19 protein-coding genes are annotated in these 18,416 nt (G+C 62.4%); 4 read left to right on the top strand and 15 right to left on the bottom strand.

Annotated features, from left to right (window positions below):
- Positions 1-29: 29 nt before the first annotated feature.
- The 6 genes from GR138_RS08475 to GR138_RS08455 all read right to left on the bottom strand — a co-directional run bounded on the left by GR138_RS08475 (position 30) and on the right by GR138_RS08455 (position 4,270).
- Positions 30-1,427 carry an APC family permease gene (locus GR138_RS08475; protein WP_160858338.1) on the bottom strand — a complete coding sequence of 466 codons (1,398 nt, stop codon included), beginning with the start codon at positions 1,425-1,427 and terminating at the stop codon, positions 30-32.
- A gap of 13 nt (positions 1,428-1,440) precedes the next feature.
- Positions 1,441-1,608 carry a hypothetical protein gene (locus GR138_RS30220; protein WP_202402572.1) on the bottom strand — a complete coding sequence of 56 codons (168 nt, stop codon included), beginning with the start codon at positions 1,606-1,608 and terminating at the stop codon, positions 1,441-1,443.
- Positions 1,609-1,616: 8 nt separating this feature from the next.
- A complete protein-coding gene (locus tag GR138_RS08470; RefSeq protein ID WP_160858336.1) occupies positions 1,617-2,000 on the bottom strand; it encodes a hypothetical protein in 384 nt (127 codons plus the stop codon).
- Positions 1,990-2,322, bottom strand: coding sequence for a hypothetical protein (locus GR138_RS08465; protein WP_160858334.1), 333 nt, complete (start codon positions 2,320-2,322; stop codon positions 1,990-1,992). The genes GR138_RS08470 and GR138_RS08465 overlap by 11 nt, the downstream gene beginning before the upstream one ends.
- Before the next feature lie 216 nt (positions 2,323-2,538).
- Positions 2,539-2,943: a RidA family protein gene (locus GR138_RS08460; protein WP_160858332.1), complete on the bottom strand. Its 405-nt coding sequence runs from the start codon at positions 2,941-2,943 to the stop codon at positions 2,539-2,541.
- A 58-nt stretch (positions 2,944-3,001) separates the two neighbouring features.
- The gene (locus GR138_RS08455) at positions 3,002-4,270 is read right to left on the bottom strand and encodes an SfnB family sulfur acquisition oxidoreductase (protein WP_160858330.1); all 1,269 of its coding nucleotides are present in this window, start codon (positions 4,268-4,270) and stop codon (positions 3,002-3,004) included.
- Between the two features lie 271 nt (positions 4,271-4,541).
- Between GR138_RS08455 and GR138_RS08450 the strand changes: the two genes are divergently transcribed.
- Both GR138_RS08450 and GR138_RS08445 read left to right on the top strand, forming a co-directional pair.
- Positions 4,542-6,014, top strand: a complete 1,473-nt coding sequence (locus GR138_RS08450) for a sensor domain-containing diguanylate cyclase (RefSeq protein ID WP_160858328.1) — start codon at positions 4,542-4,544, stop codon at positions 6,012-6,014.
- Positions 6,015-6,136: 122 nt separating this feature from the next.
- Positions 6,137-7,084 carry an MYG1 family protein gene (locus GR138_RS08445; RefSeq protein ID WP_160858326.1) on the top strand — a complete coding sequence of 316 codons (948 nt, stop codon included), beginning with the start codon at positions 6,137-6,139 and terminating at the stop codon, positions 7,082-7,084.
- A gap of 26 nt (positions 7,085-7,110) precedes the next feature.
- Here GR138_RS08445 and GR138_RS08440 read toward each other — a convergent pair whose 3' ends face one another.
- From GR138_RS08440 to GR138_RS08430, 3 genes are read right to left on the bottom strand one after another with little or no spacing between them, the layout of a single operon-like run.
- Positions 7,111-7,752, bottom strand: a complete 642-nt coding sequence (locus tag GR138_RS08440; RefSeq protein ID WP_160858324.1) for an Isoquinoline 1-oxidoreductase subunit — start codon at positions 7,750-7,752, stop codon at positions 7,111-7,113.
- Positions 7,753-7,766: 14 nt separating this feature from the next.
- The gene (locus GR138_RS08435) at positions 7,767-9,920 is read right to left on the bottom strand and encodes a xanthine dehydrogenase family protein molybdopterin-binding subunit (RefSeq protein WP_160858322.1); all 2,154 of its coding nucleotides are present in this window, start codon (positions 9,918-9,920) and stop codon (positions 7,767-7,769) included.
- Between the two features lie 3 nt (positions 9,921-9,923).
- Positions 9,924-10,382: a (2Fe-2S)-binding protein gene (locus GR138_RS08430; RefSeq protein WP_160859206.1), complete on the bottom strand. Its 459-nt coding sequence runs from the start codon at positions 10,380-10,382 to the stop codon at positions 9,924-9,926.
- A 218-nt stretch (positions 10,383-10,600) separates the two neighbouring features.
- Here GR138_RS08430 and GR138_RS08425 point away from each other — a divergent pair, with 218 nt between their 5' ends.
- Complete coding sequence (locus GR138_RS08425) at positions 10,601-11,932, top strand: APC family permease (RefSeq protein ID WP_160858320.1); 1,332 nt, start codon at positions 10,601-10,603, stop codon at positions 11,930-11,932.
- Positions 11,933-11,953: 21 nt separating this feature from the next.
- On the opposite strand, the gene GR138_RS30880 is transcribed toward GR138_RS08425, so the two are convergent.
- Together GR138_RS30880 and GR138_RS08415 are read right to left on the bottom strand one after the other, a co-directional pair.
- Positions 11,954-12,724, bottom strand: coding sequence for a LuxR C-terminal-related transcriptional regulator (locus GR138_RS30880; protein ID WP_160858318.1), 771 nt, complete (start codon positions 12,722-12,724; stop codon positions 11,954-11,956).
- A 337-nt stretch (positions 12,725-13,061) separates the two neighbouring features.
- Positions 13,062-13,262: a cold-shock protein gene (locus tag GR138_RS08415; protein ID WP_069063067.1), complete on the bottom strand. Its 201-nt coding sequence runs from the start codon at positions 13,260-13,262 to the stop codon at positions 13,062-13,064.
- Positions 13,263-13,770: 508 nt separating this feature from the next.
- Between GR138_RS08415 and GR138_RS30215 the strand changes: the two genes are divergently transcribed.
- A complete protein-coding gene (locus GR138_RS30215; protein WP_202402571.1) occupies positions 13,771-14,274 on the top strand; it encodes a hypothetical protein in 504 nt (167 codons plus the stop codon).
- Positions 14,275-14,361: 87 nt separating this feature from the next.
- Here GR138_RS30215 and GR138_RS08410 read toward each other — a convergent pair whose 3' ends face one another.
- The 4 genes from GR138_RS08410 to GR138_RS08395 are packed head-to-tail and all read right to left on the bottom strand — an operon-like array spanning position 14,362 to position 18,416.
- The gene (locus GR138_RS08410) at positions 14,362-15,795 is read right to left on the bottom strand and encodes an aldehyde dehydrogenase family protein (RefSeq protein ID WP_160858317.1); all 1,434 of its coding nucleotides are present in this window, start codon (positions 15,793-15,795) and stop codon (positions 14,362-14,364) included.
- Between the two features lie 12 nt (positions 15,796-15,807).
- A complete protein-coding gene (locus tag GR138_RS08405) occupies positions 15,808-16,539 on the bottom strand; it encodes an MBL fold metallo-hydrolase (protein ID WP_160858316.1) in 732 nt (243 codons plus the stop codon).
- Positions 16,540-17,631, bottom strand: coding sequence for an ABC transporter ATP-binding protein (locus GR138_RS30945; protein ID WP_160858315.1), 1,092 nt, complete (start codon positions 17,629-17,631; stop codon positions 16,540-16,542).
- Entirely contained in the window at positions 17,628-18,416 is a 789-nt protein-coding gene (locus tag GR138_RS08395; protein WP_160858313.1) for an ABC transporter permease, read from the bottom strand. Before GR138_RS08395 ends, GR138_RS30945 begins: the two co-directional genes overlap by 4 nt.

The raw sequence follows: 18,416 nt of genomic DNA, 5'->3' as shown, positions 1-18,416 counted from the left end.
TGGCGACCACAAAGCCGCCAACGGTCTTGTCAGTAGCCTTCAGGCCGCGGCCACGGCATGGTGAACTGGTCGCCGCGCCGCACATAGCGGTAGCGACGGAAGTGGAACCACAGCGACGCGACGATGTAGAAGCCCGTCATGGCGATGAGCTGCGTGCCGTAGCCCAGGAACACCGCGAAATAGGCCGTGCCGCAAAGCAGCAGCAGTACGATGGTCGGCAGCGGATGGAAGGGGTGGACATATCCGCGCTTGATGCTCCCCAGCGGCCATTTGTTGCGGAACATCACCATGTTGAAGGTCATGAACGTATAGCCGAGCAAACCCGACAGGATCGAGAAGGTCACAACCTGGTCGAGCGGCGCCCCGAGTGCGAAGATCAGCGCGATCGGCACGAGAAAGACGATGGAGCGATAGGGCGTGCGGTAGACCGGATGAACCGCGCCGAACCAGATCGGCAGGTAGCGGTCGCGACCCATGGAGAACCACGCGCGGGACGCATCGTTGATGCAGCCGTTTGCCGAGGCGAGGGTCGAGAACATCGTGCCGACGAAGAGCAGCACCATGAGGCTGCTGTTGCCCGTCACCCGGGCAGCGTCGAACAGCGGCGTCCCGGCCTGGCCGAGATATTCCCAGGGAATGAGGCCAGAGCATACATACCAGGTCATCGTTGCGGCAATCAGCAGCGTCATGATGCCCGCCATCGTGCCGTAAGGCAGCGAACGGGCCGGTGAGCGCACTTCCTCGGCCGCCTGGCAGGTGCCTTCGATCCCCAGATAGAACCAGAGACCGAAATGCAGCGCCGCGATGATCCCGACCCAGCCGTAGGGCATCGGATCGGTCGTCACGGCGGAGAAGTCGAGCGGCACGGCGGAGCCGCCCATCTGCACGACCAGAAACAGCGTGATGATGGCGAGAAATGCGATGGCCGTGATGACAAGGTTGAACGTCAGCGTCGCAAGGACGCCGCGATAGTTCAGCCAGGCAAGGAACATGATCGCCAGCACGATGAAGGGTTGCTGGTTGAGGCCGCTGTGCCCCTGCAAACCCGCGACGGTGTCCAGGAGGAAGCCGATCGTGATCGCGTTGCCGGCCTCGAGCATCGTATAGGCCATGACCAGAAAGAGGCCGACATTGAAGGCCATAAGCGGGCCGACGATGTGTTTGGCCTGGGCATATTGCCCGCCGGCGGCCGCAACCGTCGACGTTACCTCCGAGTCGATCATGGCGACGCAGGTGTAGAGCAGACCGGCAACCCAGCACGCGACGAGGCCGGCGATCATGCCGCCTTTGCCCACCGAGAAATTCCAGCCCATATATTCGCCGACGAGGACGATGCCCACGCCAAGCGCCCAGATGTGGGCAGGGCCGAGGACGCGCAAAAGCTGTAATCTTGCCGGCTGCCCGGCATTCGCATTGGTGTTCGACATTGCCGCGGCCCCCTCAGATCACGTGTCGCTCGGCCTCGGCCTCGATCTCGCCTTCACGCGATGAGGTCAGCAGGTCGTTGTCATAGGTGGTGTCGATGCGCGCCATGTCGGAGAGCATCAGGATGGCGAAGAGTGCCGAGAGCGCCCACGCGGCGTATTCCAGGATGTTCCAGGTATCCATGTCGTCGCCTATTCCTCTTTGGGGCCGAAGCGCTCTTCGATCACGTCGCGGTACTCCTTGTCGGAGAGCCTCACCACGAGGATGAAGTAGCCGATGACGAGGACGGCCATGATGATGAGAGCGGACCAGCTGAAGGAGTAATCGAAGCGGGCCGTGATCATGTCGTTGACGGCGGCAGGATCGGTATAGCCGAGTGCAGCCCACTGGGCCTGCTCGTTGGCGTTCTGGCCGAGCGCTTCCCAGGTCGGGTTCTCGATCGGCGCCGGCGTCTTGGCCGCGCCGGCGAGGCCGAGATAGAGCGGAATGTAAAGCGCCCCCACGGTCAGCACCAGAAGTGTCAGCACGTCGAAGATCTGTCCGCCAAGGCTTTGTTTCGGGGGCTTATACGCCATGATGGTCCCCTCCGCGCCGGCGGGCTTGCATCTCGTCGAGATGCTTGAGATCAAGGCCGTAAATGAACTCTTTGTCTTCGACGTAGTGCCGCAGCATGGCAACGATCGCTGCCGTGTTGAAGAGCAGGACCAGCGCGCAGAAGACCGCAAGAATGATGCGAATGGCCGGCACGGAAATAAACGGCCATACGACGAAAAGCGCAAAGAGCATCGTGCACCACAGCACGACGACGAATATTATGAGGCTTGCCCGGTCGCGCGCGTGCATCTGGTCGATGCGCCGCGCGAAGTGCACGTCAGCACCTCCGCTATGCGATACCATCCATTCTCCTCCCGAGGCGAATTTTGCCTTTCAGGCAATTTAATTTCGCCGGAGGAATATGAACCCGTGACCTCAGAAGTCAAGCGAGAGCTGCGCGATTTTGTCGCATGTTGTGGTGATTACCGTGACGCTGCTGCGCGCGGTTTTGGTTCGGATAATGCGTCCCTCCGGACGCCCTATAGCCTTCTGGATGGAACTGCCGTCCGTCTGCCGTCCTCAGGCTTTCGCCACGACGAGGTCGATCTCCACCAGCGCGTCGCGCCCGAGGGCAGCGACGCCGACGGTCGTGCGGGCGGGCAGGTGGCGATCCTCGCGGAAATGCTGGTGATAGACGGCGTTGAGGCCGGCATAGTCGCGGGCGAAATTGGCAAGATAGATGCGGGCGAAGACGGTGTCGCCCAGACGGTATCCGGCGGCATCGAGGATCCGTTGGAGATTTTGGAAGACGCGCTCGGTTTGGGCTTCGATCGTCGCGGGGAGGGGCGCCTGCGGATCTTCGGGATCGATCGGCAACTGGCCTGTCACATGCAGCAAGCCGCCGGCTTCTACGGCGTGGGCATAGCGGGCGGTTTTTGGCGGCGGTGCGGCAGCGGTGACGAAGTGGCGACGCAGGGTCGGCATGGGCGATATCCGGTTCGAAGAGCGAGTGCCGGCACGGCGGCCGGCACCCGATCCTCTGTCAGCTCCAGGGATGGCGCGGCGGGTTGATGCCGTTGAGATAGAAGTTGCCGACGTGGAAGAATTTCCAGCGCACGGGATCGTGCAGCGTATGCGCCCGCGCATTGCGCCAGTGGCGGTCGAGATTGTGCTTGGCGAGCGTGGAGCGCGTGCCGGCCAGCTCGAACAGTTTGTTGGTGGCGAGAATGGCAATTTCCGTCGTCAGAACCTTGGCCTCGGCGGTTTTGACGGTCGCGTCGGCAATCGTTTCTTCCGTCGGGTTTTCGAGGCCGACATCGATGGCCTCGCCCGCGATGCCAAGCAGGGCCTCGGCCGCATGCAGCTTGATCTTCAGGTCGCCGATGGCCGCAATGGTGAAGGGGTCCTCGCCGGCGGTCTCCTTGCCGCTGTCGATCCACGGTCGGCTCTGCGTCTTGATGAAGGCGATCGCATCCTCGATTGCCCCGCGGGCAATGCCCGCGTCTATCGCGGCCTGGATGATCTGAGAGACGGGGCCGGCGATGGTCGGCCGGTCGAACGCCGCGACCGGCAGCAGGCGGCTCTTCGGCACGCGCACATTGTCGATCCTCACCGAGCCCGAGGCGGTGGTGCGCTGGCCGAAGCTCGACCAGTTGTTCGTCACCGTGATGCCGGGCGTGTCCCGTTCGGCGAAGACGAGATAGCCCTGTTCCTGTGCATCGACCGCGACGATCGGAATGACGTGCGAGAGAAGGGCGCCCGTCGTATAGAATTTTTCGCCGTTCACCACCGCCTCGTCGCCATCAAAGCTGATGCGTGTCTCGAAGGCGGCGACGTTTTTACTGTTCAGTTCGGAAAAGGCATTGCCGAAACGCAGGCCGGAGAGAACCCAGCCGAAGAACTCTTTCTTCTGTTCCTCCGTGCCGTCGAGGTCGATATGGCCGTTGATGGCAAGGTGGTTCTGCGTGATCTGGGCGATCGACGGATCGGCGGCGGCGAGGATTGCAATCACACGCGCGAGCGTCCTGTAGGATACGCCCGGGCCGCCATAGGCTTTCGGAATGTTGATGCCCCACAGGCCGCTCTGCGAATAGGCATCGATCTCGGCGATCGGAAGCAGGCCTTCCCTATCGCGAAGGGCGGCACCCGGCGCGAAGTCGGCGGCAAGGCGTCGAGCGACCACGATCGCCTCCTCATCGCTCCTGATGACATGGGCAGGCACCTGTGGCCGCGGCCGCGGCGGAATCGGATCATCCGAATTCACGCGCGGATGCTGCGTATAGTCGATAGGCTGCTTTTCGATAATCCCCATGGCAATGCTCTCCTGTGTGGTCGGGCGAGATTGGCAATTTAAATATTAAATCCATAGATATTATATGTTATAGGAAGGCGTGCTTGTGGAAAATCCTTCGAAGGATCATCGCCCGAGCACGGAGTTCTGTGCCGCCGTTGCTCGTGCACCTGGGAAAAGTGGCCTGGGCTGGCCGGCAATAGTCTCCGACACTTCAACCTCGGTTTACCTATTGCCGGTAAAAGGGACCTTCGCCTCGCATGGCGGTGCACGTCCCAACGCCCGGTGACTCATGTCCGACACCTTCGATTCCGATATCTTCAACCTTGCCCCCACAGCGATGTGGATCGAGGATTTCAGCGCCGTCAAAGCGCTGTTCGATGCGTGGCGTGCGCAGGGCGTGACGGATATCCGGGCGTTTCTGAAGGAAGACAAGGACCGCGTCGCGCAATGTTCCCGGCGTATCGAAGTGCTCGCGGTCAACAGGAAGACGCTGGAACTGTTCGAGGCCGATGACATCGATCATCTGCGCGCAAACCTCTCGACCATCTTTCGCGGCGACATGCTCGAGACGCATGTGATCGAGCTGGCTAAGCTGTTTGATGGCGAGCTCGGCTTCGAGAGTACGACGTCGAACTACACGATTTCCGGCCGTCGCCTCGACATCCAGCTTCGCGGAACGGTCATGCCCGGCTATGAGGCGTCGCTCGGCAAGTTGCTGCTGACGACGGAAGACATTACGGCCCGTGAGGATGCACGACGGGCGGAGGCGGTGCAGCGGCGTCATGCGGAAGGCATTTTCGAGTATTCGCCCGTCTCGTTATGGATCGAGGATTTCAGCCGGATCAAGCTCTTGATCGAAGACATCCGCGAGCGTGGCATCACCGACTTCCGCACATTCATGGACGTGCACCCTGAATTCGTCCGCCAATGCATGAGCGAAATTCGCGTCATCGACGTCAACCGCGCGACACTCGACCTGTTTTGCGCGGCCGAGCGCGACCAGCTGCTGCATCGCCTGAGCGATATTTTCCGCGACGACATGGAAAAGCCGTTCCGCGAACAGCTCATGGAATTGTGGAACGGAAACCTCTTTCACCACCGCGAGGTCGTGAACTACGCGCTCGATGGCACGGTCCGCCACATCCTGCTGCATTTTTCCGTCTTTCCGGGACACGAACTCGACTGGTCTCGTGTGCAGGTCGCCCTCACCGACATCACCGCGCGCAAGAAGGCGGAGGCCTATCTTGAATATCTCGGCAAGCACGATGTGCTGACCAAGCTGTATAACCGGGCCTTCTACGCGGACGAAATCAACCGGCTGGAACGAAAGTCGCTGCGTCCGGTTTCGGCAATCATCTTCGACCTCAACGGCCTGAAGGAAGCCAACGACCAGCTTGGCCACGACGCCGGAGACGCCTTGCTACGCCGCTTCGGGGAAATTCTGAACGGCGCGGTCGCGCAACCCAATCATGCCTGCCGGATCGGCGGCGACGAGTTTGCCGTTCTCATGCCCGGCGCGGATGCGAAGGCGGCGGCGACCATGGCCGAAACCATCAGCGAACTGCTCAAGATCAACAACCAGTTCTATTCGAGCGCGCCGTTGCGCATGTCGTTTGGCAGCGCCACCAGCGAGGACGGGGAGACGATCGAAAGCGTAATCCGGCGCGCGGATGTTCTGATGTACGAGCACAAGCGGGCATATTACGAAGCCAATGGTGCCGGCGGCGTTGCCGAGAAGCGACGAGCGCGACGCGCCACCTGATGCCCGGACATCGATCGCATAAACAACACCGCGCGCGATGACAGGCTTCTTGATCTGCGGCCATCCAGCCGATATCGAACGCATATGAAAGCATCCGCAAAATTCGCGAAAGTTTGATCGGCATGGCCCCAGAATTTCTTGTCACCCATTCCGGGGGCTTCCACGCGGACGAGCTTCTGTCGAGTGTCGTCCTGACGCGCCTGTTTCCTACGGCCCGCGTGGTCCGCAGCCGTGCGCCTGAATGGATTACGCCGGCCACCGATCGCATCATCTACGATGTCGGCGGAGCCTACGATCCGGCGGCCGGGATTTTCGATCACCATCAGCGCGGGGCTCCGCTGCGTGACGACGGTCAGCCGTTCAGTTCGTTCGGCCTGATCTGGCGCCAGTTCGGGCGGGACTATCTTATCGCGTTCGGCGTTCCGGCCGAGGATATCGAGACTGTTCACGCAGGCTTCGATGCGGACTTCGTCTTGCCGGTCGATCTCATGGACAATGGTGCGGTGAGCCCATCATCCGCCGGGGCAATGGCCAAGCTGACGCTGCCCGTGCTTCTGGAAACGCTGAAGCCCGTTTTCGACGAAACGGAGCCGGACGCTGACAACCGGGCCTTCCACGATGCGCTTTCGATTGCGCGCAGTTTCGTCGAGGCGAGCATTAGGCAGAGTGCGGCGAAGCTTCGGGCGCAATCGATCGTGCGCCAGGCGATAGAGGCGACCGGTGATGGTCAGGTGCTGGAGCTTCCCATGGGAATGCCTTTCCGGCCGGCGATCGTAAAGGCCGGCGCCGACCATATCCTCTTCGTCGTCCATCCACGGGACACCGACTGGTGCCTCACCGGCGTTCGCCGGTCGAGCGAAGGGTTCGAACTGCGCGCCGATCTGCCGGCGGCATGGGCTGGCTTGACCGGTCAGGATCTGGAAGCGGCCTGCGGTGTGGCCGGCGCAACATTCTGCCACAACGGCCGCTTCATCGCCGCTGCCAAAACGCGCGAAGCGGCCCTCGAAATGGCAAGGATCGCGGTCGCGCAGGCCTTGGCATCACAGCCGCCAGCGACACTCACCGCGTGATCTCGCGGTGAGGCCGCCATCCGGCTTCATCCAGACGGACACACGGCCCCGGTATCGACCCAAGCCCGGATGATCTTGCCGAACTCTTCCTGCGTGCCGGGAACCGGCTCGCGGCCATCGCCGGGCTGCCATCCCCAGCCGACCAGGTCGTCCTTCGCCATATGTTCGACGATTTCGTCCATGGTCTTGTCGCCGTTGCGCTTGGGGTCCTTCAACTGCACGCAGATTTGGCCAAGCGTCTTGCCCTCCCAGGCCATTTCGATGGGGGCGAGATGCCACGCGGGATTGCCGGGTATGCTCTTCAAGGTATCCGCCTGGCCGACCACTGGCGTGTTCTGTTCGCTGTGGCAGGTGTTGCACTGCATGCCCACGAGACCCATGCCGCCATCGCCCCGGAAGACCGGCGGCTGGTGCGGATGCATCGACATGCCTTGCAGCGGGCGTTCCGTTGCCGGATGGCAATTGACGCAGCGCGGGTGCTGGATGACCTTGCCGGCCTCCTCGAAGAGAGCGAGCGAGCGCGCCCGTTCGTCGGCAATCGACTGGAAGGATTCTGCAGAACGCAGCGAATTGGTGTTTTGCGCCACGACCGCCGGAGCGAGCAGGATGCCCGCGCCGACGATAAGACAGTGTGCGGCAACGCCCGAAAAGAGAAGCTTGATTTTCATCTGACGGTATCCCCTCACGCGGAAATGAGACTGACGATGGGAAGCTGACGCACCGGAGCGTTTGTCAGCTTTCGCCAGGCATTGGCGACCGCCGGCCCCACAGGAGGCACGCCGGGTTCGCCGACACCGGTCGGACTTTCGACAGATTTGATGATCTCCACCGCGACATCAGGCATTTCGTTGATGCGGATCGAGCGGTAGTCGTGGAAATTCGACTGCATGATCCGCCCGCCCTTGCCAAGGGTGATGGCGTCGAAGAGCACGGCGCCCAGCCCGTAGCCGATGCCGCCCTCCATCTGCGCCTTGATGATGTTGGGGTTGACCGCGACGCCGCAATCCACCGCGCACCACACCTTGTGGACGCGCGGCGCGCCATCGGCGCCGACGGAAACCTCCGCCACCTGCGCGACGAACGAACCGAAGCTTTCGACGACTGCCACGCCGCGGGCACGCCCTTCCGGCGGGGTCGACCCCCAGTCCGCCATCTCGGCCGCTTTGCGCAGGACCCCGGCATGGCGCGACTCTTTATCGAGAAGCGCAAGCCTTCCTTCCACCGGATCGCGGCCCACGCGCGCCAGCAATTCGTCGACGAAGGTCTCGACGGCGAAGCCGGTATGAGTATGACCGACGGAGCGCCACCAGAGCGGCGGGATCGGAAGTGTCACATTGTGCGAGGTGACCTTCAGGTTGGGGATGCGGTAGGGCAGGTTCGACGCGCCCTCCACCGATGTGGAATCGAGATCGGCCTTGGCCATGATCGACTGGCCGACGATGACCTGCTCCCAGGCGGTGATCCGCCCTTCGGCATCGATTGCGCCGCGCATCTTGTGGGCATACATTGGACGGTAGAAGCCGCCCTGGATGTCATCCTCGCGCGTCCACATGTGCTTGAGCGGACGGTCGCCACCGACCGCCGCGTACACCATCGCGGCTTCCTGCATGTAGGGTGAGCCGAACTGCGCCTTGCGCCCGAAACTGCCGCCGGCGAGTTGCGTGTTCACGCGAACCTTCGCTTCGTCCAGCTTGAGGATTTCTGCCGCCACCTGCTGGTCGAAGCCGGGGAACTGCGCGCCGTTGTAGATGTCGACGGAACCGTCCGTCGCCTTGATGAACACCGCGTCGAGCGGCTCCATCGGCGCATGGGCGAGGAAGGGAAAGACGATCTCCGCCTCCACCGTCTGGAGCCCATCCTGCCGGAACGCCTCGTCGACATTGCCGGTGTTCGCGGCCTCGAGGCCCGGCTCGTTGAAGTGACGCACATATTCGGCAGCCAGTTCCGCCGAGGACCGTGTCTCCGCCTTGGCGAGATCCCACTCGACCTTGAGCGCGTCACGCCCCTTCAACGCCGAGAAGGTATTGTCCGCATAGACCGCTATGCCCTGCGGGATTTGCTTGACGTCGACCACACCGCGGACCTTGCGGGCTTCGCTGTCGTCGAAGGATTTCACCGTCGCCCCGAAATGCTTGGGGTGGGCAACGATGGCCGTGAGCAGCCCCTCGGGCGTGATGTCGAGCGTGAAGATCGCCGTGCCGTTGGTCTTGCCGACGGTGTCGAGTTTCGGCAGGTCCGTTCCGATCAGAACGAAGTCCTTGGGATCCTTCAGTTTCGGGTCCTGGGGCACCGTTTGCGTCGCCGCCTTGTCCGCGAAGGCGCCGAAGCCGCTTTCCCTGGACGATCCCGCATGTTTCAAGCGGCCCTTCTCGACGGTGATTTCTGCTGCCGGAACACTCCATTCCTCCGCGGCGGCGGCAATGAGCATGGCGCGTGCGGTCGCGCCGGCCTTGCGCATCTGCTCATAGGCGTTGGCAATCGAGCTCGACCCGCCGGTGCCCTGCAGGCCGAAGGCGAGATTGGCGTAGATCTTGTTGTCGGTCGGCGAATGGACCGCGCGCATCTGGCTCCAGTCGGCATCAAGCTCTTCCGCGACGAGCGTCGCGAGCCCCGTGAAAGGCCCCTGACCGAACTCGATGTGCTTTGACAGCACGGTGACGGTGTCGTCCGTGCCGATCTTGACGAAGGCATTCATCGGCTTGAGCTCAGCCGCGCCGCCGGCTGGAACGCCCGTTGGCGCAGCCGAAAGGAATTTCGGCGCGATCGCCACGCCGATGACAAGCCCGGCGCCGGCAAGGAAACCGCGGCGGCTGGTTGTGATATCATGGATCGTCATCGCTCAACCCTCCATCGAATTGGCGGCATTGTGGATTGCCGCGCGAATGCGATGATAGGTGGCGCATCGACAGAGATTTCCGGTCATGGCACCGTCGATCTCGTCGTCGGTCGGCTTGGGCACCATCTGCAGCAGAGCCACCGCCGACATGATCTGGCCGGATTGACAGTAGCCGCATTGCGGCACGTCGAGCCCCGTCCATGCGGTCTGGACGGCTTGCGCCTCCTTGCCCGAAATGCCTTCGATCGTCACCACGTCCGAGCCATCGATCGTCGCAATCGGCGTGATGCACGAGCGCCGCGGCATGCCATCCAGATGCACGGTGCAAGCCCCGCACTGCGCGACGCCGCAGCCGTATTTCGTGCCTGTCAGCTTCTCGAAATCCCGGATAACCCACAAAAGCGGCGTGTCGGGATCCCCGTCGAAACTGCGTTCTTTTCCATTGAGCGTGAAAGTCACCATGTCCATGCTTCCTTCCAAAGGAGCCAAGTGCGGCGGGCTTATGGGCAGAGATATATGGCTTCAATCGAGTATGAAAAGGGATGTGTGAAAGAGAGAATTAAGGCGGCTCGTTGCCGGCGGAGCAAGTCAAATGCCTGTGACACCTATAGTACCCTGGGGTTATTGGCTTCACCGCAATCTTCCTTGACCTTTCGCATTGCTATTTGGAGGAGGGGAGCATGACGCAGACGATCAAACTCGACAGGGCCCTTGGCTTATGGTCCGTGGTGCTGTTCGGCCTTGCCTATATGACGCCGATGATCGTGTTCGGCACGTTCGGCGCTCTGGCATCGGCGAGCCAGGGAACCACGGCGATGGCTTATTTCATCGCAGCACTGGCGATTTTCCTGACGGCGGCCAGCTATGGCATCATGGCGAAAGTCTATCCGGTCGCCGGATCCGCCTATAGCTACGCGCGACGATCCTTGAACCCGGCTGCGGGTTTCCTCGTCGGCTGGGCGGTGCTGCTCGACTACTTCTTCCTGCCCATGGTCGTATGGCTGATCGGCGCGGCCTATCTGATGGCCGCCTTTCCGGCGCTGCCCGCCTGGCTGTGGATTGTCGGCTTCATCGTGCTGACCACGGCCGTCAACGTCATCGGCATTGCCTTTGCCAATCGGGTGAATGTCGTGCTGATGCTGGTGCAGCTTTCCGTGCTGCTCGTCTTTCTTGCGCTCGCCGCGCGCTATGTCGTGGCTCTCAACGGCGTCGGCGGGCTTGCCTCCGTGCGGCCGTTCTTCGAACCCGGTGTGCCGTTCGGCGCCTCCGTGGCGGGTGCGGCGATCGCGGCCTATTCGTTTCTCGGCTTCGATGCCGTCTCCACACTGACGGAAGAAACCCGCGAGCCGACGCGCACCATGCCGAAGGCGATCATGATCATTGCGGTCATCGGGGGGCTCATTTTTACGGGTTCTGCCTACATGACGCAGCTTGCCCATCCGGGTGGCGAGTTCGCCGCCGTGGATTCGGCCGCCTCGGAAATCGCGCTGATGATCGGCGGCGATCTCTTTGTCACCGTGTTCCTGGCAACGCTTGTGGTCGCCCAGTTCACCTCCGGTCTCGCGGCGCAGGCAAGCGTCGGCCGTCTGCTTTTCGCCATGGGCCGCGACGGTGTGCTCCCGGCCGGCATCTTCGGCCAATTGCATGAGAAATGGCGCACGCCCGTGCTCAACCTCGTTTTCGTCGGCATCGTCGGCTTGCTGGCCCTGACGCTCGACGTGACGACCTCCACGTCCTTCATCAATTTCGGCGCGTTTCTCGCCTTCACCGCGGTCAACGTCTCGGTCATCACGCTCTATCTCAAGGGCAACGCCATCGTCCGACCGCTCGGCCCGATACTCGGGCTCGTGGTTCCGGCCGCCGGCGCGCTCTGCGACCTGTTCCTGCTGTGGAACCTCGATGGCCACGCCAAGCTTCTCGGCGTGATCTGGCTGGTGATCGGCGTCGGTTATCTTGCCTACCTGACGCGCTTCTTCCAGATGGCGCCGCCGGAAGTGGAATTTCAGGAATGATCTCCGCCTTGCCGGAATTGCCTAGCGCCGGCTGAGGAAGAGATGAAACAGCTCCGCCTGGCTGGAAATGGTGAGCTTGGCATAGGTCTGGCGGCGATGCACCTTGACGGTGTTCGGCGAAAGCCCGAGCCTGGCGGCGATGGAATAGGTCGAATGCCCCTTCAGAATGAGGGTCACGATCTCCAGTTCCCGCTTGGAAAGCAGGGGATGGCTGATCGCCGCCGCCGCTCGTCCGTCTTCTCCTGGCAGGGTGAAGCGCTCGCGCCAATGCCGTTCCGCCAACGCCGTGAGGAGCGGGGCTGCACTTTCCAGCCGGGTGATGTCCCGGTTGGAAAAAGGCTTCGCATCGCCCATGCGTGACAGCGAGAGCACCGCATCGGCATGGCGCAGTTTCAGGATGAAGCCGATCTCGTCGATGATGCCCGTCGCCCGGTAGTGGCGGCGGTAATATTCCGTTTCAGTAAAACGATCGGGTGCCAGGCGCCGCATGACCAGCATGCCCTCGCGCCCTAAGCGCACCGCATCGTAGAAGGGATCGAGAATATAGGCGCCGGCGAGATAGTGCTCGACGATGGTGGTGCGGTCGCCGGCAAGGCGTTCATTATCGAGGTCAAACGCCCTGCCGCCCGGGGCATAGGCAAAGCCGTTCATCATTTCGAAGGAGACGAGATGACGAAGGGAACGCTCCAGCGCCTCGGGAAATGCCGGTTCCCCGAGCGCCGCCACGGCCTCGGCGAGGCCGGCGTGCCACAGGTCGATATAGGCGCCCGCCGCGCCGGATCGTGCCGCCACGTTCCTTCCCCTTGTCTTTTTCAGAAGACCTAGCACGGAGTCGGTGATCCCGACAGGACCGATCCGTTCTGCGCAGGGACGTCGCCATTGAAGGACGTCTTGTGCGGAGTGAGGGTGGTTCTGGCTATGGTCTATCGAGGGGGCTACGAACGCAGCTTGCAGTGATTCAGCAGTTGAATCCCGGGGCTTGAAGCCAGTGCGTTTCGGGCGTGTCGTCTCGTTGGATATTGGTGGTGTGGACGCGCGGTCTCGGCCCCGCGTCCACACAGTACTTGCTTGCCAGCTGGCTCAGGTGGATCGAGTTTCGCGGTGCGGTCGATCCAAACCCGACGGTAAATCAGAGAACGCGAACGTTTTCGGCTTTCGACTTGCCGGTCTTGCGATCCTGGCCAACGTCGTAGCTTACGCGTTGGCCTTCGCTCAGCGAGCCACCCTGAAGCGCGGATACGTGTACGAACACGTCCGTTCCTCCGTTTTCAGGCGTGATGAACCCGAAACCCTTTTCTCCATTGAAAAACTTAACTGTGCCAGTGGCCATAACTTATCCTCGACGATTCTACAGCTGATTGCCGCGGAGAAAACCTATAGCTGTTGCACATTATTCGCAAGACGTTCGTAGATGATAAAATTTCTTGTGCATGCGGCCTTCAAATCGGGCCAGTTGTGCCGCGTATCTCCCCAGCAGCCTGCTGGATTTTGGATGCTCAACTGTTGGGCATGATTGCCGCGGCCGCACAGCGATGTTCTCGTATTTTATCTCTGCGTGACCAGTACTTACGGCAGTTTTGCGAGAAAATGGATTGTATAACGCTACCGGCCCCAAGTCCTGTGGCGAAGGCTCATTTCGCGCCCCACGCCTCAGTGGTCTCGACCGCAGCACCGGCGCGTTCCCTTTCATGTACTACTGTCGACAAGATGAATATCCGCTGAGAGGTTGCGATGGGCTTCCCACCTGTCTTCGCTCCTGGGTCCGGAAAGCAGTTTGCCGCGCGGCGCGCGCGTGCTAGGCAGTCGCGCTTTGATCGAAGGGCTGCGGGCGAGGTTTCATGAGCGTTGGATTGTATGCTGACTATGTCACGGACTTGAGGGCCCTGTTCTCGGAGCTGGATCGGCATCCGGACCTCTTCCAGAGCTTTGACGCGCGCCTCGAACTGGCGGCCGCCGGCGGCCTTGTCGTCTACGAGACGAAACGGCGCAAAGGTCAGACAGACAGCCTCTATTACGGCCGCTCCGCGGCGACAGGCGCCAACCAGCAGATTTCACAGGCCGCGTCCTTCGCAGCGATCGACCGTTTTTTCGCTCTTGGCCAATTCATCGCCCTGACCGGGACCGGGACGCAGACGCGCCCGCTGGATGGGCAATATCCGCATTGTGCTGTCAACTTTTCCTACCGCAAGAAGGGACAGCCCAAAGCCAGGTCCATGCTCATGGTGTTTATCGGGCTCAACGATGAGGCGGATGCACTGGCCTATGTGGCGGCGAGCGAAGATGCATCTATCTTCGTTGCCGAGCGGCCGCACCGCGGGGAGCGGGCTTACGAGTGGACGTGAGGGAACGCCGGCGCACTCTGGCAGACTGACTACTCTTGGAGCGGCGCCCCTTCGGGCGCCGCTCCGGATTTGTTGACGAGACGACCGTCAAGCCGCGTCGGGACGGTGAACGGTCTTCACCTCAAGGAAGTCTTCCAGCCCGAAGAGGCCGCCTTCACGGCCGTTGCCGGACTGCTTGTAGCCGCCGAACGGGCTGCCATAGCGGTGCGGCCCGCCGTTGATATGCACCATGCCGGCGCGCAGCTTTGCGGCGACGCGTTCGGCGCGGTCCGGATTGCCGGTCTGGAGATAGGCGGCAAGGCCGTAGGCGGTGTCGTTGGCGATCGCGATCGCTTCCTCTTCCGTGTCGAAGGGGATGATCGCGAGAACCGGGCCGAACACCTCTTCACGGGCGATGCGCATGTCGTTGTTGACGTCGGCGAAGATCGTCGGCTTGACGAAGTAGCCGGTCTCGAAACCTTCCGGCTTGCCGGGACCGCCGACCAGGACGCGTGCGCCTTCCGCCACACCCGCCTCGATCAGCGCCTGAACACGGCCGAACTGGACGTGGGAGACGAGTGGGCCGATATGTTCGCCGGCCTCCTCCGGATTGCCGACCCTGGCTTCCTTGCCGGTGCGTTCGGCGATTTCGACGACCTTGTCATAGACCGAGCGCTCGACGAGCATGCGGGTCGGCGCATCGCAGGACTGGCCGGAATTGTTGAAGCACTCACGCACGCTGCCGGCGACGCGGTCTTCGAGATCGGCATCGGCGAAGACGAGGTTCGGCGACTTGCCGCCGAGTTCCAGTGTCACGCGCTTGACCGTCTCGGCCGCATCCTTGCTGACGGCGATGCCGGCGCGGGTGGAGCCGGTAAAGGACATCATGTCGACGTCCTTGTGCTTGGAAAGGGCCGCGCCGCATTCCAGGCCGTCGCCGTTGACGAGGTTGAACGCGCCCGCCGGGAAACCGGCCTCGTGGACCATTTCCGCATAGAGCAGCGCATTGAGCGGGGTGAATTCCGAGGGCTTCAGCACGCAGGTGCTGCCCGTCGCCAGCGCCGGCACGACCTTCAATGCGATCTGGTTGATCGGCCAGTTCCACGGCGTGATGAGACCGCACACGCCGATCGGCTCGCGGCGCACGACGTCGCCGTTCGGCAGCACTTCGCGGGCCTTCAGCCGCTTCAGGCCGTCGATGAAGCCCTGGAGGTGGCCGACGCCGACATCCGCCTGCTGTTCGGTGCTCATGGAGATCGGCGCGCCGAGTTCCAGCGTGATGGTGCGCGCCATCTCCTCGTAACGGCGCTTGTAGATGGCGAGCAGCTTTTCGAGCAGCGCGAGGCGCTCCTCGACGCTGGTCTGGCTATAGGTCACAAACGCCTTCTTGGCCGCGGCGACGGCGCGGTCGATATCGGCGGCGGTGCCCATGGAGATGACCGCGATCGGCTTTTCCGTCGCCGGGTTGATCACCGGAAGGTCATTGGGCTTCAGCGGATCGACCCACTGGCCGTCGATGTAGAATTTGCGCTTGTCGAGCATTCTGGTCTCCCGTCAGTTCTTCTGTTTTTCATCGAGCCAGCCCTGGATGAGCTGGCGGTATCGTTCCCCGCCGAAGCTTGGGAAATGGCCGCCATGGACCAGCCGTACCGGCAGGGTCATGAGCCGCTCCATCGAGGCGATGTAATCCGCCAGGTTGGAGTGATAGGTGTCCTCGATCAGCGGTCCATCGTAGACGATGTCGCCCGAGAAGAGAATTTCCGTCGCCCTTTCGTAGAGCGCAATACCCCCCGGGGAGTGGCCCGGCGTGTGGATGACCTCGAACTGGCGGTCGCCGAGGTCGATGATGTCGCCGTCTTCAAGGATGCGCGTCGCCGGCGCCCGTTTCACCGCATAACATTTCGAACAATAGGGTTCCGGCGGCAGCGCGTCGAAGATGTCGTCGGTGACGTAGGGATCGGCGAGCGTGTTTTCCCGTGTCGGGTTGGCGAGAAGATCGGCTTCGGCCGAATGCACGGCGCGGCATTCGAATTCGTGGTGGCAGCCGATATGGTCGAAATGGGTATGGCTTGCCACCGCGATCAGCTCGCGCTCCGTGACAAGCGGCACCCATTCGCGCAGCGACACGACGCCCATGCCGCTATCCACCAGCATGTCGCGGTCGCGCCCGCGGATATGCCAGACATTGCAGCGATAGAATTCCTGGATATAGGGCTCGGAAATAGCCGTGACGTCGTCGTGGAGGCGACGCACGCTGTACCAATCTTCCGGGCGGATACGCTGCATTTACGGTCCTACTCCCGCTCCGGCCTGAAGCACCACGATGCTATCCGCCTTCAGCCGAAGGTCAAGCTCCGCGCCGACTTCCGGCGCCTCTGTCTGCGGCAGGTGCGCCGTCAGCGCCAAACCGTCTGCCGCGACATGGCAGCGATGATGCGTGCCAAAGAAGGCGCTGTCGGTGATGCGGCCGCGGCCGAGCGAGATGGTCGGGGTGGCCGTATTGGCGCTGCGAAAATGTTCCGGGCGGATGCAGAGCGTGACGTCGTGGCCCGTTGCCGGCATGCCAGAGACGAACGCGGAGGCGGGCAGGGCAACGCGGCCGAGTGCGGTTTCTACCTCTGTTTCGTTTGCTGCCGTACCACGTACCTTTGCCGGCAGCAGGTTCACTTCGCCCATGAAGCCTGCGGAAAACAGGGAGCGCGGACGCATATAGATCGAAGCCGGCGTGCCGACATCCTCGATTCGGCCCTTGTTCATCACAACGATGCGGTCGGCGATCGCCATCGCCTCCTCCTGGTCGTGGGTCACATGCACGAACGTCGTGCCGACGCGCTTCTGGATCGCCTTCAGTTCATCCTGCATCTGCCGGCGAAGCTTCAGGTCGAGCGCGCCGAGCGGCTCGTCGAGCAGCAGCACGTCCGGATCGACGGCAAGCGCGCGCGCCAGCGCCACACGCTGCCGCTGGCCGCCGGAAAGCTCGTGCGGTTTCTTGGCGGATGAGGCCTTCAGGCCGACGAGATCGAGATAGGAGAACGCCTTTTCATACCGCTCCGCCTTGCCCATGCCGCGCATGCGCAGGCCGAAGCCGACATTGTCGCGCAGGCACATATGCGGGAACAGCGCATAGTCCTGGAACATGGTGGTCGTCGGGCGCTTGGCGGGCGAGACATGGGTCATGTCGCGTCCGCCGATTGCGATCGTGCCGGAGGTTGGCTCGATGAAACCGCCAAGGATGGAGAGCAAGGTCGTCTTGCCGCAGCCGGAGGGGCCGAGCAGCACGATGAACTCGCCGGCGGCGATGTCGAGCGAGACGTCGTCGAGCGCCCGGAACGCGCCGAAGACCTTGGTGGCGTTACGAATGGAAACGTCTGCGGTCATGAGGATTTCCCGGTTTTGCGGAAGACGGCGAGTTCCATGATGATCAGGAACGCGACCGAGACGAGGAAGACGACGCTGCCGATGGCGTTGGTCCGAGGGTCGAGGCCGGAGCGCAGCATGCTCCAGATTTCAACGGGCAGCGTCACGTCGAAGCGCGACAGCAGGAAGGCGACGATGAACTCGTCCCAACTGAACGTGACGGAAAGGAAGAAGGCGGCGAGGATCGATGGAGCGAGCATGGGTGCCGTGACGAGCAGCGTGACCTGCCAGTCCTTCGCGCCAAGGTCACGCGCCGCCCGCTCGATATTCACCTGATGTCCGCCCATTGAGGCATAGATGATGGCAAAGCAGAGCGGCAGGTTGATCACCACATGGCCGATGCCGACCGTGAGGAGCGAGAGCCGCATGCCGGTGAGGTTGAGCACTGAAAGCAGGCCGAGGCCGATGATGAGCGTGCTGACTGTCATCGGTGCGACGATGAGGCCGCGCAGCAGGCCGGAGGCCGGCAGCGTGTAGCGGGCAAAGGCATAGGCGGCGAGAAAACCGAGGATGCAGGCGACGGCCGATGAAAGGATCGCCACGATCAGCGAGTTACCGAGGGCCGCCATCAGCTTGCCATCGGCAAAGATCGCCTCATACCAGCGCAGCGTCAGGCCGTTCAGCGGCGGCACCGGCAGCGTGCCGTCCTGGAAGGAGAACAACACCAGCACGATGACGGGCAGGAAGATGAAGAGATAGAGCAGGCCCGCATAGGTCGCGGCGAGCGCCGTGGTGAGGTGCCGCAT

Source organism: Shinella kummerowiae (genome assembly GCF_009827055.1).
Classification (GTDB): domain Bacteria; phylum Pseudomonadota; class Alphaproteobacteria; order Rhizobiales; family Rhizobiaceae; genus Shinella; species Shinella kummerowiae.
This window is presented reverse-complemented; position numbering and strand designations above follow the sequence as displayed.